This window comes from Kitasatospora sp. NPDC056800, from assembly GCF_042789775.1.
In the GTDB taxonomy this organism is placed as follows: domain Bacteria; phylum Actinomycetota; class Actinomycetes; order Streptomycetales; family Streptomycetaceae; genus Kitasatospora.
This window is the reverse complement of sequence record NZ_JBHUAL010000134.1, coordinates 1-13,649: the sequence shown is the minus strand read 5'-3', so window position 1 is coordinate 13,649 and position 13,649 is coordinate 1. Positions and strand designations below refer to the sequence as shown.

Here is a 13,649-nt window from a genome sequence, read left to right as displayed (position 1 = left end):
CAGCCACGCAACGGAGCCCGCTGACATGCACGATGACCGCACCCTGGTCGAGTCCCGCCTCAAGCGCGTCCTGGACGAGCGCATCCGCCCGGCCGTCTACCCCGAGTCCGTCCCGCTGGAGGTCGGCATCTGGACGGCTCCCGGCGAGCCCGTCCCGGTCGCCGAGGGCCTGGCCGCCCCGCGCACCCCGATCGCGGTCGGCGACGCCTGGGGAGCGCCCTGGGGCACCAGCTGGATCACCGTGACCGGCACCGTGCCGCAGGAGTGGGCCGGGCGCACCGTCGAGGCGCTGATCGACCTCGGCTTCGACGCCAACATGCCCGGCTTCCAGTGCGAGGGCCTGGTCTACCGCCCGGACGGCTCCCCGGTGAAGGGCCTCAACCCGCAGAACCAGTGGGTGCGGATCGCCGCCCCGGCGGCCGGCGGCGAGCAGGTGCTGCTGCACGTCGAGGCCGCCTCCAACCCGGTCATCCTGGACTACCACCCCTTCCTGCCCACCGAGTTGGGCGACAAGGAGACGGCCGGCGACCAGCCGCAGTACAAGCTGACCCGGATGGACCTCGCGGTCTTCGACGAGACGGTCTGGCAGCTGGTGCTGGACCTGGAGGTGCTCGGCGAGCTGATGGCCGAGCTGCCGGTGGAGGGCGCCCGCCGCTGGGACATCCTGCGCGCGGTCGAACGGGCGCTCGACGCCGTCGACCTCCAGGACGTCAACGGCACGGCGGCGGCGGCCCGTTCGGAGCTGGCCGGTGTGCTGGCCGCGCCCGCCGTGCCGTCCGCGCACCGGATCAGCGCGATCGGCCACGCGCACATCGACTCGGCCTGGCTGTGGCCGCTGCGCGAGACCGTCCGCAAGGTGGCCCGCACCACCGCCAACATGACGGCGCTGTTGGAGGACGAGCCGGACTTCCTCTACACCATGTCCCAGGCCCAGCAGTTCGCCTGGATCAAGGAGCACCGCCCGGAGGTGTACGCCAGGGTCCGCAAGGCCGTCGCCGAGGGCCGGTTCGTCCCGGCGGGCGGCATGTGGGTGGAGTCCGACACCAACATGCCGAGCTCGGAGGCGATGGCCCGGCAGTTCGTGCACGGCAAGCGGTTCTTCCTGGACGAGTTCGGGGTGGAGAACCACGAGGCCTGGCTGCCGGACACCTTCGGCTTCACCGGCGGCCTGCCCCAGATCATCCGCAACGCCGGCTCCAAGTGGCTGCTGACGCAGAAGATCTCGTGGAGCCAGATCAACAAGTTCCCGCACCACACCTTCCTCTGGGAGGGCATCGACGGGACCAGGATCTTCACCCACTTCCCGCCCGTGGACACCTACAACTGCTCGATGAAGGGCAGCGAGATCGCCCACGCGGCGAAGAACTTCAAGGACAAGGGCGTCGCCCGGCACTCGCTCGCCCCGACCGGCTGGGGCGACGGCGGCGGCGGCACCACCCGCGAGATGGTCGCCAAGGCGGCCCGGATGAAGGACCTGGAGGGCTCGGCCACCGTCCGCTGGGAGAAGCCCGCCGAGTTCTTCGCCAAGGCCGAGGCCGAGTACCCGAACCCGCCGGTCTGGGTCGGCGAGCTCTACCTGGAGCTGCACCGCGCCACCCTGACCAGCCAGGCGAAGACCAAGCAGGGCAACCGGCGCAGCGAGAACCTGCTGCGCGAGGCCGAACTCTGGTGCGCCACCGCCGCGTTGCGCACCGGCGCGGAGTACCCGTACGAGCAGCTGGACCGGATCTGGAAGACGGTGCTGCTGCACCAGTTCCACGACATCCTGCCCGGCTCGTCCATCGCCTGGGTGCACCGCGAGGCCGAGGCGACGTACGCGGCGCTGGCCGGGGAGCTGGAGGCGCTGATCGGCGCGGCCCAGCAGGCGCTGGCCGGGGCGGCCGCCGGCGGGCGGGAGCTGGTGTTCAACTCGGCGCCGCACGGCCGCTCGGCGGTGCCGGCCGGCGGGGCCGCCGCGGTCGGCCTGCCGGACGGCACCTGCGAGGCGGTCGAGCGCCCCGGGGGCGGCTTCACGCTGCGCAACGGCCTGCTGGAGGTCGCCGTGGACGCGGACGGCCTGATCGCCTCGGTGGTCGAGACCGCGACCGGCCGGGAGACCGTCGCCCCCGGCAGCCGGGCCAACCTGCTCCAACTGCACCCCGACTTCCCCAACATGTGGGACGCCTGGGACGTCGACCAGTTCTACCGCAACACCGTCACCGACCTGACCGGCGTGGACTCGCTCACCGCCGCGTCCTCCCCCGCCGGGGCCTCGGTGCGGATCGCCCGCTCCTTCGGCTCCTCCACCGTCGTCCAGACCCTCACCCTGCCGGCCGGCGAGCAGCGGGTGGACATCGACACCGAGGTCGACTGGCACGAGACCGAGAAGTTCCTCAAGGCCGCGTTCCCGCTGGACGTCCACACCGAGCGCTACGCCGCCGAGACCCAGTTCGGCCACCTCTACCGGCCCACCCACACCAACACCAGCTGGGACGCGGCCAAGTTCGAGGCCTGCAACCACCGCTTCGTCCACCTCGACGAGCCCGGCTGGGGCGTCGCCCTGGTCACCGCCTCCACCTACGGCCACGACGTCACCCGCACCGTGCGCCCCGACGACGGCGGGACCACCACCACGGTCCGCTTCTCGCTGCTGCGCGCCCCGCGCTTCCCCGACCCGAAGACCGACCAGGGCCTGCACCGCTTCCGGCACGCCCTGGTGCCGGGCGCGGCGATCGGCGACGCCGTCCGCGAGGGCTACCGGATCGGCCTGCCCGAGCGGACGGTCACCGGCAGCGCCGAGCGGGTCGCCCCGCTGGTGGAGCTGGACAACGACGCCCTGGTGGTGAGCGCCGTCAAGCTCGCCGACGACCGCAGCGGTGACCTGATCGTCCGGGTCTACGAGGCCGGCGGCGGCCGCACCCGGGGCCGACTGACCACCTCCTACCCGCTGGCCGGCGCCGTCCCCTGCGACCTGCTGGAGCGGCCCTGGGACGGCACCCGCGGCGAGGTGGCGGTCGAGGACGGCGCGGTGCGCCTCGCGCTGCGCCCGTTCGAGCTGGTCACCCTGCGGCTCAGCGCCGCCCGCCGGGGCTGATCTACGCTGTTCGGCGCCCCGGTCCCCGCGGCCGGGGCGCCGCCCCCTACTTCCTGGAGCCCACCGTGCCGTTCACCCCGCTGTTCGCCGCCCTCGACATCGGCGGCACCAAGATCGCCGGGGCGCTGGTCGACGCCGACGGACGGCTGCGGCACCGGCTCCAGCTGCCCACCCCCGCCACCGAGCCCGGCGCGGCCGTGCTCGCCGTGGTGCACCAGGTGCTGGAGCGGCTCGCCGGGACGGCCGACTGGGCCGCCGTGACGGCCGTCGGGATCGGCAGCGCCGGCCCCGTCGACCTCGCGAACGGCACCGTCAGCCCGGTCAACATCCCCGGCTGGCGCGGCTTCCCGCTGGTCGCCGCGGTCGCCGCGCACCCCGCGGTGGCCGCGCGCACGCTGCCCGTCCACCTCGCCGGGGACGGCGTCGCGATGGCCGCCGCCGAGCACTGGCAGGGCGCGGCCCGGGGCGCCGACAACGCGCTCTGCCTGGTGGTGTCGACCGGCGTCGGCGCCGGACTCGTGCTCGACGGCGCGGTGCGCCCCGGCCCCAGCGGCAACGCCGGCCACCTCGGCCACATCACCGTCGACCTGGACGGCGAGCCCTGCCCGTGCGGCTCCCGCGGCTGCCTGGAGGGCCTCGCCAGCGGCACCGCGATCGCCCGCCGGGCGCTCGCCGAGGGCTGGCGGCCCGAGGACGACGACCGGACGGCCCGCGCCGTCGCCGCCTCCGCCGCCGCCGGCGACCCGGTCGCGCTCGCCTCCTTCGACCGCGCCGCCCAGGCACTGGCCGCCGGGATCGCCGCCACGGCCGCCCTGGTGGACCTCTCCCGGGTCGTCGTCGGCGGCGGCGTGGCCGAGTCCGGGGACGTGCTGTTCGCCCCGCTCGCCCGCCACCTGGACCGCTACGCCGCCCTCTCGTACATCCGCGGCCTGGACGTGCGCCGCGCCGAGCTCGGCACCGACGCCGGGCTGATCGGCGCGGCCGCGCTCTGCCGCTGAGTCTCCCCGGAGCCGCCCGCATGCCGCCGTTCGCCCTCCTGAAGAACCCCGTCCGCCGCTACGCCTGGGGTTCGCCCACCGCCATCCCCGCGCTCACCGGCGCCGCGCCCGACGGCACCCCGCAGGCCGAACTCTGGCTGGGCGCCCACCCGTCGGCGCCGTCCCTGCTGTGCGGGTCCGGCGACGGCGGAGACGGCAGCGGCCCGCGGCCGCTGGACCGGCTGATCGACGCCGACCCGGACGGCCAGCTCGGAGCGGACACCGTCCGGCGGTTCGGCCCGGCGCTGCCGTTCCTGTTCAAGGTGCTGGCCGCCGACCGGGCGCTCTCCCTCCAGGTCCACCCCACCCGAGCCCAGGCCGAGGCCGGGTACGCGGCGGAACAGGCCCGGGGCATCCCGCTGGACGCGCCGGAGCGGGTCTACAAGGACCGCGGGCACAAGCCCGAACTCCTCTGCGCGCTCGGCGACTTCGAGGCGCTGTGCGGCTTCCGCCCGGCCGCCGACACCGCCCGGCTGCTGGACGCGCTCGGCGTGCTCGCCCCCTGGGCCGCCGCCCTGCGCACCCGGCCCGCCGAGGCCGTGCTGCCCGAGCTGCTGCGCTCCGGCCTGAACACCGACGGCTCCGAACTCGCCGCCGTCACGGGCGCCCTGCGCCGCACGGCGGCCGCCGGCGGGCCGTACGGCGCGAGCAGCGGCGCGTACGCCCGCCTCGCCGAGGAGTACCCCGGCGACCGGGGGCTGCTCGCCGCCCTGCTGCTCCACCACGTCCGGCTCACCGCCGGGCAGGCGCTGTACCTGGACGCCGGGGTGCCGCACGCCTACCTGCGGGGCCTGGGTGTGGAGTTGATGGCCAACTCGGACAACGTGCTGCGCTGCGGCCTCACGCCCAAGCACGTCGACGTGGACGGCCTGCTGGCGGTCACGGACTTCCGGCCCGGCGAGGTCGAGCTGCTCGCCCCGCGCCCGACCGGCGACGGCTTCGAGGAGGAGTACCCGTCGCCGGCCGAGGAGTTCAGGCTCTCCCGGCTGCGCCCCGGAGCCGCCGCCGTCCGGGTCGACCGCCCCGCCCCGCAGATCCTGCTCTGCGTCTCCGGGCGGGCCCTGCTGCGGGCCCCCGACGGCTCCGAACTCCCGCTTCCGGCGGGCGCGTCGGCCTACCTGCGCCCGGGCGCCGGGCCGGTCGCACTGACCGGCCCGGGCGCGGAGCTGTTCCGGGCCACCACGGGGTAGCCGCGCCGACCGGCCGAGGCCGCGGGCGGCAGACTCAGGCGGCGGGCACCCGCCGCGGGCTCAGGCGGCAGAACCGGCCGCAGGCTCAGGCCGGTGCCGGGTGGCCGAACAGCAGGTCGTAGCCGTCCGGGAGTTGCTCGATCACCTGGTCCAGCAGCTCGCCGGGGACGAGGTCGGCGACGGCGCTGAGCACGGCCCCGATGTCCCACTGCGCCGTCGCCGGGGTCGCCCCGTCGATCCACCCCACCACAGCCTGTACGAACCGCTCGGCGGTCAGCGGTTCGGCCGCGGGCTGGGCGTCGCGCAGCAGCGAGGCGTAGGTCTCGGGCAGCGCGTCGGCGAGTTCGCCCCGCTCGGACCCCACCAGGTGCTCGCCGAGCAGGGCCAGCACGACCCGGGTGGCGTGGTCCGCCTCGGCCGCGCCCCGGTACTCGCCGCGCTCCACGACGCGGGCGAGGAAGTCCTCCCAGGAGATGGTCATCGCGTCCTCCTTCCGGTCGGCGGGCTCGGCCGGACCGACGGCGGCGCGCTCGCCCTGGGCCAGGACGGGGATCGCGGTCCGTGACCGCCGTGGGACGTACCGGTGCCCGTGCTGCTCAGCGTAACTCGCCCCGGCGCCTTCGGAACCGGCCGCCGCCGTCGATCACGCCGCCGCCCCGGGGCAACGGTCCGTCCTGCGGTCCACCGGGCTGTTCACCGCACCGCACTGTTCACCGCACCGCACCGCACCGCCCGCCGCACCGCCCGCCGCGCCGTTCACCGCGCCGAGGCGTGGCACCGCCTGCGCGGCCGCCGGGACGGCAGCAGCCCGCCGGTGACCGGGCCGGCCGCCACGCGCTGCGCCGGGGGCGCCGCGCTCACCGCTGCCGCCGCGGTCACCGTGGTGGCCGCCAGGACCGCCTGGGCCCGGGCCGGGTCCGGCATAAACGCCGAGAGAAAGATCCGTTCCGCCGGGCTCAGCGCCCGCGAGCGGCCGGATTCGCGGTCCCGGGCGACCACCACGGTCCGCGCCCGCATAAAGGTGAGCCGGTCCCGGCAGACATTCACCTCGACCTGGGCGGAACTCCGTCCGAGCCGTTCCACGGTGAGCACCACCGAGAGCGGCTCGGGCCGGTGGTGCAACTGCTCCAGGTAGTCGATCTCGTGCCTGGCGATAATGAACCCGGACGGGAACAGCGACTCCCGGACGGCGGTTTCGTGGTGGCAGAACAGGTCGTAAATCCCCTCCTGGATGTAGCCGACCAGACGGGCGTTGTTGATGTGCCCGTTCTCGTCGACGTCGCTCCACCGGGTGGGGCAGGACAGCACGTGCACGCCCGGCAGCACCGCGCTCACTGCCGGGTCAGCCCGGCACCGGCGGGGAGCAGCGCGCGCTGCAACCTGGCGTAGTAGCCGGAGTGTTCGGCCGCCATCCGGGCCGCGGTCCAACCCTCCTCGGCCGCCTCGGCGGCGGCCTGGACGACCAGGCTGTCCAGCACCGCGTCGACCGCGCGGCACAGATCGTGGACGGCCGCGAGCCGCTCGGTCACATCCGCCCCGCTCCCTGCGTTCCGGGACGGGAAGGCGGCCAGTGATTCCATCGCGAGTTGAAGGTCGTCGACTCCGTCTGGCCGGTTTTCCGCAGGGAAATTCCGCATGATTTTCTCCATGACTCATTCGGCCATTACGGCCCAGTAGCTAGCGTTCGAATGCACCGGATCGGTGTCGACCCCCCGACCCCACGACGCTATCCCAGCCGACGGGGGTCGACGGATGGTTTGCCGACCGCGACGGAAAACTGACCTCCATCGGAGTAGTTTGTCGGTGTACACAATATGCCCCATCAGTCGAATGCCGTCCGCAATTCGAGTGGTATCCACGACGCGCGGCCCCGGATCGACTCCTCGGGGAACGAAATCTGCTACCAGACGCTCCACCACCTCGCCTTGTACAGGTGCGAGCCCCGCAGCGACCGCGTCCCCTCCGGCCGGTGCAGGGTGATCACCGAGGTGCACCAGTCGCACGGCGCCTCGTGTTCGGGCGCCACCGTGAGCAGCCGTCCGGTGCCGGGTTCGTCGCCGACGCTCTTGAGGTCCCGCTCGGCGGCCGGATCGGCCAGGTGCACGGCGGTGAAGCGGTCGGTGGCCGGGTCGAAGCGCCACAGGCCGGTCAGCGTGGCCACCCAGAACCGTCCGGGATCCGCCAGGACGGGCGCCAGGTCGTGCCCGCCGCGGTCGGGCAGCGGGCTGCTCCGCACGACGGTGAGGGCGGGCGCGGCCGGGGTGCCGCCGACCCGCAGCGCGGTCAGCGCCGTGTCGCCGAGCACCCAGAGCAGGCCGGTCCGCCCGTCCCAGTGCACCCCGTGCGCACCGGGCAGCGGGAACTCCGCGTACGCCGCGGCCCGCGGGCCCTGCGAGGCCGCGTACAGCCGCACCCAGCCGCCCGCGCTCGCCGCCACGGCCACGTTGCCGTCCGGCAGCAGCTCGATGCTGTGCGGATTGGCGGCCGTCCCGAGGTCCGTCGCCCAGTGGACGCGGCCGGTGGTGGTCTCCACGACGGCGGCCAGCCCGCCGGAGGCGGTGGTCAGCAGGAAGCGCCGCCCCTGCCGGATCCGGGACTTGGCCTCGTCCGGGTCGGTCCAGCTGCGCGCGGGCGCCAGATCCGTCAACTCCGGTGCGCGGTCGGCACTCCAGCCCCACACGACCGGCAGTCGGCCCGGGCCGCGGTAGGCCATCAGCTCCTCGGCGCTCTGCAACACCAGCACGCTGCGCGAGGCCTGGTCCACGACCGCCACCTGCCGGCCCGGCGACCTGGCCCACGCGCCGCTCGTCGGCGCGCAGAGCAGCAGGGCGACCGCGAGGGCCGGCAGTGTTCTCCTCAGCACGCCTTCACCGTGGGTGCTGCGGGCCGACTCCGCTCGGCGGCACGTCCGAACGGACGATCGAAGCGACGGCCGTGGATCGCGCGGCGCCGGCGGGTCCGCCTCGTTCACTGTCATCCGGACATCCTGGCGGGACGACCGCACCGGCGGCCGTCGCACCGGGTCGGCACGCCGCCGGACCGTCAACCCGGTGCCGCCCGCTCCCGTTCAACACCCGGTTTCCCGAAGGCCCTGTCGCGGGAGGCCCGGAGGCCCGGTCTCGGAGGCTCAGCGCCCGGAGACCAGGTCCGCGACCCGGGCGATCGGCGAGGTGGTGGCCCGGCCGGCCGCCTCCTGCCGGTCGGCGGCGTGGTACGCGGCGTACATCGCGTGCACCCCGAGCCAGCGCAGCGGCTCCGGCTCCCAGCGCCGCACGGTGTGGCCCACCCAGGGCAGCCGGGTCAGCTCGGTGTCCCGGCCGAGCACCAGGTCCCGCAGGGTGCGGCCGGCCAGGTTGGTGGTGGTCACCCCGCTGCCGACGTACCCGCCGGCCCAGCCGAGCCCGCTCACCCGGTCCAGCTCCACGGTGGCGCACCAGTCCCGGGGGACGCCGAGCACGCCCGCCCAGGCGTGGTCGATCCGGGCGTGCGCGGCGGCCGGGAAGAACCGGTCGAGGACGGCCCGGAGCTGGCGCACCGTCTCCACCTGGGTGCTGCCGTCCGAGTCCGTCCGCGAGCCGAACCGGTAGGGCACGCCCCGCCCGCCGAGCGCGATCCGGTCGTCGGCGGTGCGCTGCGCGTACATGTAGGCGTGCGCGAAGTCGCCCAGCACCTCGCGGCCCTCCCAGCCGGCCTCCGCCCAGAACTCGGCGGGCAGCGGCTCGGTGGCGACCATCGCGGAGTTCATCGGCAGCCAGGTGCGCTTCTCGCCGCGCAGCCCGGCGGTGAACCCCTCGGTGGCGCGCAGCACGTGGTCGGCGGTGACGGTGCCGTACGGGGTGACGGCGCGGGGCTTGCGGTAGCCGCTGCCGGGCAGGATCGCGGTGACCGCCGTCCCCTCGTACACCTCGACGCCCAACTCCCGGACGGTGCGGGCCAGTCCGCGGGCGAGCCGGGCGGGGTGGATGCGGGCGCCGTGCGCCGTCCAGCAGCCGCCGAGGGTGCCGGCGACGTTGATCCGCTCGGCCGCCTCCTTGGCGTCGAGCAGCTCGACCCGGCCCTCGCCGTAGGCCCGCTCGGCCTCGACGTGGGCCCGCAGGCGCTCCAACTGCGGTTTGCTGCGGGCGACTTCGAGGACGCCGCCGCGCACGATGTCCGCGTCGATCCGCTCGGCCCCGGCGACGCCGACGACCTCCCCGACCGCCTCGTCCATCGCCCGCTGCATCGCGGCCGCGCGCTCCCGCCCGTACCGCCTGGCGAAGGCGCCGCGCCCCGCGAAGCCGTTGTACAGCCAGCCGCCGTTGCGCCCGGAGGCGCCGTAGCCGCAGAACCGCCGTTCGAGGACGGCGATCCGGAGGGCGGGGTCGGCCTTCTTCAGGTAGTAGGCCGTCCAGAGCCCGGTGTACCCGCCGCCGACCACGCACACGTCGACGTCCCGGTCCCCGGGCAGCGCGGGACCCGGCTCCGGCACCCCGTCCGCCGCGTACCAGAACGACACCTCGCCGTTGACCGCCGCCACCGGAAACCTCCCGTACCCTCGCTGACCTGCCCGGACGCTACCTCCGCGGGTTCGGCCCGGGCCACCCCCCACACTGCAAGGATCACCGGGCCCGATCAGCCACCCTGTCAGTCCCGCAGCAGCTCCAAGGCCCGCGTCCAGTCGTACGAGCCCGGCGTGAAGTCCGCGATCCGCACCCCCATCCGCCGCAGCCTCGCCAGGCTGTCCGCATAGGCCGGATGCGCCGCCTGCGCCGCGCTCAGGCAGGGCTGGACGGCGACCGGGACACCCCAGCCGTACGACTCGCAGAGGATCCCCAGCGCCAGGGTGTCCGAGATGCCCAGGGCCCACTTGTTGAGCGTGTTGAAGGTGGCGGGGGACACGACGAGGGCGTCCGGGTCCGGCAGCGGCCGGGGCTCCCCCGGCTTCCGCCAGGCGGAGCGGATCGGGTACCCGGTCCGCGCCTCGATCGCCTCGGCGTCGATGAACCCCATGGCCTGGGGCGTCGCCACCACCCCCACGTCCCAGTTCTGCTCCTGCGCGGCCGAGATGAGCTCCCCCACCCCGCCCGCGACCCCCGCCGCGCACACCACGACGTACAGCACCGGCTTCCTCGTCTCGGACACCCTCGGCCTCCCCACTCTCGGACTGCCCGCTCTCGACCCGCCTGCGGACCCCCGAACAGTAAGCCGCCCCCGTGGTCCGCTCCACCCGCCCGGTCGACGCCCGACGGAATCGGCCGGTATTCGAACAACCTCGTCGGGACCCACCAGTACGCCGACGAACCGAGTGGGCGCGGCTGCCCGCCCGCCGCTCCGCCCCGGGGCCCCGCCCGACGGGCCGGGCGGCCGGGTGCGGCCGTCGTCGCAGGCAGGGCGCCCTGCGGGAAACCCGGCGGTAGCGTCGGGATCAAGCTCTGCCATGAGCATGATCACGCCGTTTTCCGTTTCGACCGGCCGCCTCGCGCCACCCATGGGTGAAGATCGAACCGGAAAGAGATCGTTCACGATGTTCCTGCGGAATACGGCTCCGACGACCGCGGAAACCCCTGTCCGGACCGCTGGGGACGGCCCGGACCGGTACCACGCGCCGGACCGGCCGAACAGGACCGACAGGATGGGGAGCACATGCTCTTGGAGCGCGACGAGGTGCTGGGCACGGCCTCGGCGGCCGCGGCGGCGGCGCGGGCGGGCAGCGGACGCTGGGTCCTGCTCTCGGCACCGGTGTCCGGCATGGGACGGACCGCCGCGCTGGAGGCGATCGTCCGGCGGCAGGCCGACGGTGACGCCGTACGCGTCGGACGCGCCCGCGGCGTACCGGAGGAGACGGCGTTCCCGTTCGGGCTCGTCCGCCAGCTCTTCGCGGACGACGAGGCCGTGCCCTTCTCCGTCGCGGCCGGAGCGGACGAACAGCGGCTGTTCCACGGGCTGGTGACCAGGCTGACCCGGTCCGCCGCCGAGCGGCCGGTCCTGCTCGCGGTGGACGACCTCCACCACGCCGACGAGCCGTCCCGGCGCTGGCTCGGCTACCTCGCCCGCCGCATCGCCGAGATCCCCGTCCTGCTGGTGCTCACCGAGCGCGCCGACCCGTCCGGTCCGGCCCCCTTCCCGCCCGCCACCGGCACGGCCGTCGCCCTCCCCGCGCTCAGCGTCCCCGCCGTCATCCGCCTCGCCCGGGACGCCGGGCTGGACCAGCGCTCCACCGTGGCCTGCGTCGAGGCGGGCATCGGCAACCCGGCCCTGGTGCGGGCGCTCGTCGCCGACTTCGCCGACGGGGCGCTCCCCCGCCCGTCGTCCACCCCGTCGCGCAGCCGCTTCCGCGACACGATCGCCCGCTGGCTGGGACGGGCCGACCCCTGCGTACGCCACGCCTGCCTCGCCCTCGCCGTCGCCGCCGAGGGCGGGATGCCCGTCGGCCCCGGCCTGCTCCACCAGCTCTCCGACCTCTGCACCGCCACGCGCTCCCCGGGCGAGCGGTCGGCGCGCCGCATCAGCAGGCTGCTGGACCACCCCCTCGCGCGGGAGGCCGTCCTCGCCGTCGCCGCGCCGGAGGAGATCGCCGCACTGCACACCCGCGTCGCGGAACTGCTCGACGAGAGCGGCGCGCCCGCGACCGCCGTGGCCTCCCGGCTGCTGCGGGTCGAACGGCCCGGCGAGGCGTGGATGGCCCGCTCGCTGTCCGAGGCCGCCGAGGAGGCGATGCGCGCCGGTCACGTCGCGGAGTCCGCCGCGTACCTGCGCCACGCCCTGAGCGGCCCGCTCGATCCGGACCGCCGGGCCGCCCTCACCATGCGCCTCGGCGCCCTGGAACTCCCGCGCAACGCGACCGCCGGCATCCGCCGGCTCCGCACCGGACTGGAACTGCACACCGACCTCCGGGACCGGGCCACCGCGGCCACCGCCCTCTGCGCGGCCCACGTCGCGCGCCGGGATCCCGACACCGCGCTGGAGGTCCTCCGCCGGGCCGGTCGCGGCGCCGACGACGACGAACTCGTCCAGGTGCTGGGGACCCTCGGCGCGCTCGTCTCCTCGCACGACAGCGACGCCTGGCGCGGCGCCGTCGCCGGCCTGCGCGCGCTCGCCCCGACCGCACCCCCCGCCATCGAGCCGCTGGTGTGCGGACTGATCACCGAGTACGAGGCCGGGGCCGGCCTCTGCTCGGCGGCCGAGGTGCTCGACCGGGTCCGGCCGCGGCTGGCCGCGCCGGTGGACCCGCGGCTGCGGACCGCCTGGCTCGGCAGCGCGGCCACCCTGCTCCAGTGGGCGGACCGCCTGGACGAGGCACGGGAGTTGACCGGCCAGTGCCTGCCCGCCCCGCCCGTCCCCCCGGACCTGACCGACGTGGGCCTGCAGTGCCTGCTCAGCGTCCGGGCCGAAGCCGCGCTCTGGGCGGGGGAGTTCGACCGCGTCATCGCCGAGAACGCCCCCCTGGTGGAGGCGACCGCCGGACAGGGCGTCCGACTGCCGCACCTGGCGGCCATGGTGGCGACCGCCCGGCGCGAGACCGGCCGGCGCTCCGCGGCCTGGGAGGCCGTGGCCCTGGTCGGCCCGTCCGGCAGCGACAGCTCCTGGGAGTGGAACGAACTCAGCTACACCCGGGCCCTGTTGCACGCCGCGGACGGCGACTGGCAGGCCGCCCTCGACGACTACCTGGTCTGCGGAGCCGGCCAGCTCGCCCACGACTTCGTCAGCCCGGTCGCCACGCCGTGGCGCTCCGGAGCGGCGCTCGCCCTGGTACGGCTCGGGCGGCGGGACGAAGCCCGCGAACTCGCCGAGGAGGAACTGCGCCACGCCCGGACCTGGGGCACCCCGCGCACCGTCGGCCGGGCGCTGCGGGCGTACGCCGCGGCCGTGGGCGGCCGGCTGGCCCTGTGCTCGCTGACCGAGGGCGCCGAACTGCTCAGGCCGGCCGCCGCGCCCGTGGAACTCGCGGAGGTGCTGATCGACCTCGGCCGGGCCCACATCGAGGCGGGCAGCGGCCGCAAGGGCCGCGACACGCTGCGCGAGGCGCACGCCGTGGCCCTGCGGCTGGCCGGGCCCGCCCCGGAGACCGGCGGACCGGCCCCGGTCGGCCGTCTCCTCGGTGCGGCGGAGGAGGCGCTGCGCGAGGGCGGGGTGCGGAACCGGGACGGCGGGCACGCCCTGAGCCCCGCCGAACGGCGCGTGGCCGAACTGGCGGCGGCGGGGCACACCAACGCCCAGATCTCCTCCGCGCTCTGCCTCACCCGCCGCACCGTGGAGACCCACCTCACCAACGCCTACCGGAAGCTGCGGATCGCCCGGCGCACCCAGCTGGTGTCGGCGCTGGAGCGGTAGCGGCCGCGGACGCGCCCCCGCCCGGGTGCGGATGCACCC

Annotated in this window: 10 protein-coding genes; 4 read left to right on the top strand and 6 right to left on the bottom strand. The window is 75.5% G+C overall.

Features of this window, described 5'->3' with window-relative positions:
• Positions 1–25: 25 nt before the first annotated feature.
• The 3 genes from ACFRQN_RS26190 (at position 26) to manA (ending at position 5,300) form a co-directional block, all read left to right on the top strand.
• Positions 26–3,073, top strand: a complete 3,048-nt coding sequence (locus ACFRQN_RS26190) for an alpha-mannosidase (RefSeq protein ID WP_380742530.1) — start codon at positions 26–28, stop codon at positions 3,071–3,073.
• 65 nt (positions 3,074–3,138) lie between these two features.
• The gene (locus ACFRQN_RS26185) at positions 3,139–4,071 is read left to right on the top strand and encodes an ROK family protein (protein ID WP_380742528.1); all 933 of its coding nucleotides are present in this window, start codon (positions 3,139–3,141) and stop codon (positions 4,069–4,071) included.
• 20 nt (positions 4,072–4,091) lie between these two features.
• The gene (gene manA, locus ACFRQN_RS26180) at positions 4,092–5,300 is read left to right on the top strand and encodes a mannose-6-phosphate isomerase, class I (protein WP_380742526.1); all 1,209 of its coding nucleotides are present in this window, start codon (positions 4,092–4,094) and stop codon (positions 5,298–5,300) included.
• An 85-nt stretch (positions 5,301–5,385) separates the two neighbouring features.
• On the opposite strand, the gene ACFRQN_RS26175 is transcribed toward manA, so the two are convergent.
• The 6 genes from ACFRQN_RS26175 to ACFRQN_RS26150 all read right to left on the bottom strand — a co-directional run bounded on the left by ACFRQN_RS26175 (position 5,386) and on the right by ACFRQN_RS26150 (position 10,421).
• A complete protein-coding gene (locus tag ACFRQN_RS26175; RefSeq protein WP_049660531.1) occupies positions 5,386–5,781 on the bottom strand; it encodes a DUF2267 domain-containing protein in 396 nt (131 codons plus the stop codon).
• A gap of 275 nt (positions 5,782–6,056) precedes the next feature.
• Positions 6,057–6,635 (bottom strand): thioesterase family protein, encoded by a 579-nt coding sequence (locus ACFRQN_RS26170; protein ID WP_074005255.1) that lies wholly within the window; start codon positions 6,633–6,635, stop codon positions 6,057–6,059.
• Positions 6,632–6,829, bottom strand: coding sequence for a hypothetical protein (locus ACFRQN_RS26165; protein WP_049657510.1), 198 nt, complete (start codon positions 6,827–6,829; stop codon positions 6,632–6,634). The genes ACFRQN_RS26170 and ACFRQN_RS26165 overlap by 4 nt, the downstream gene beginning before the upstream one ends.
• Positions 6,830–7,200: 371 nt before the next feature.
• Positions 7,201–8,163 (bottom strand): DUF6528 family protein, encoded by a 963-nt coding sequence (locus ACFRQN_RS26160; protein WP_380742524.1) that lies wholly within the window; start codon positions 8,161–8,163, stop codon positions 7,201–7,203.
• A gap of 264 nt (positions 8,164–8,427) precedes the next feature.
• The gene (locus ACFRQN_RS26155; protein ID WP_380742522.1) at positions 8,428–9,816 is read right to left on the bottom strand and encodes an NAD(P)/FAD-dependent oxidoreductase; all 1,389 of its coding nucleotides are present in this window, start codon (positions 9,814–9,816) and stop codon (positions 8,428–8,430) included.
• A 107-nt stretch (positions 9,817–9,923) separates the two neighbouring features.
• The gene (locus tag ACFRQN_RS26150) at positions 9,924–10,421 is read right to left on the bottom strand and encodes a flavoprotein (protein ID WP_380742520.1); all 498 of its coding nucleotides are present in this window, start codon (positions 10,419–10,421) and stop codon (positions 9,924–9,926) included.
• Between the two features lie 501 nt (positions 10,422–10,922).
• On the opposite strand from ACFRQN_RS26150, the gene ACFRQN_RS26145 reads away from it, so the two are divergent.
• Positions 10,923–13,610 carry a LuxR C-terminal-related transcriptional regulator gene (locus tag ACFRQN_RS26145; RefSeq protein ID WP_380742518.1) on the top strand — a complete coding sequence of 896 codons (2,688 nt, stop codon included), beginning with the start codon at positions 10,923–10,925 and terminating at the stop codon, positions 13,608–13,610.
• Positions 13,611–13,649: the final 39 nt, after the last annotated feature.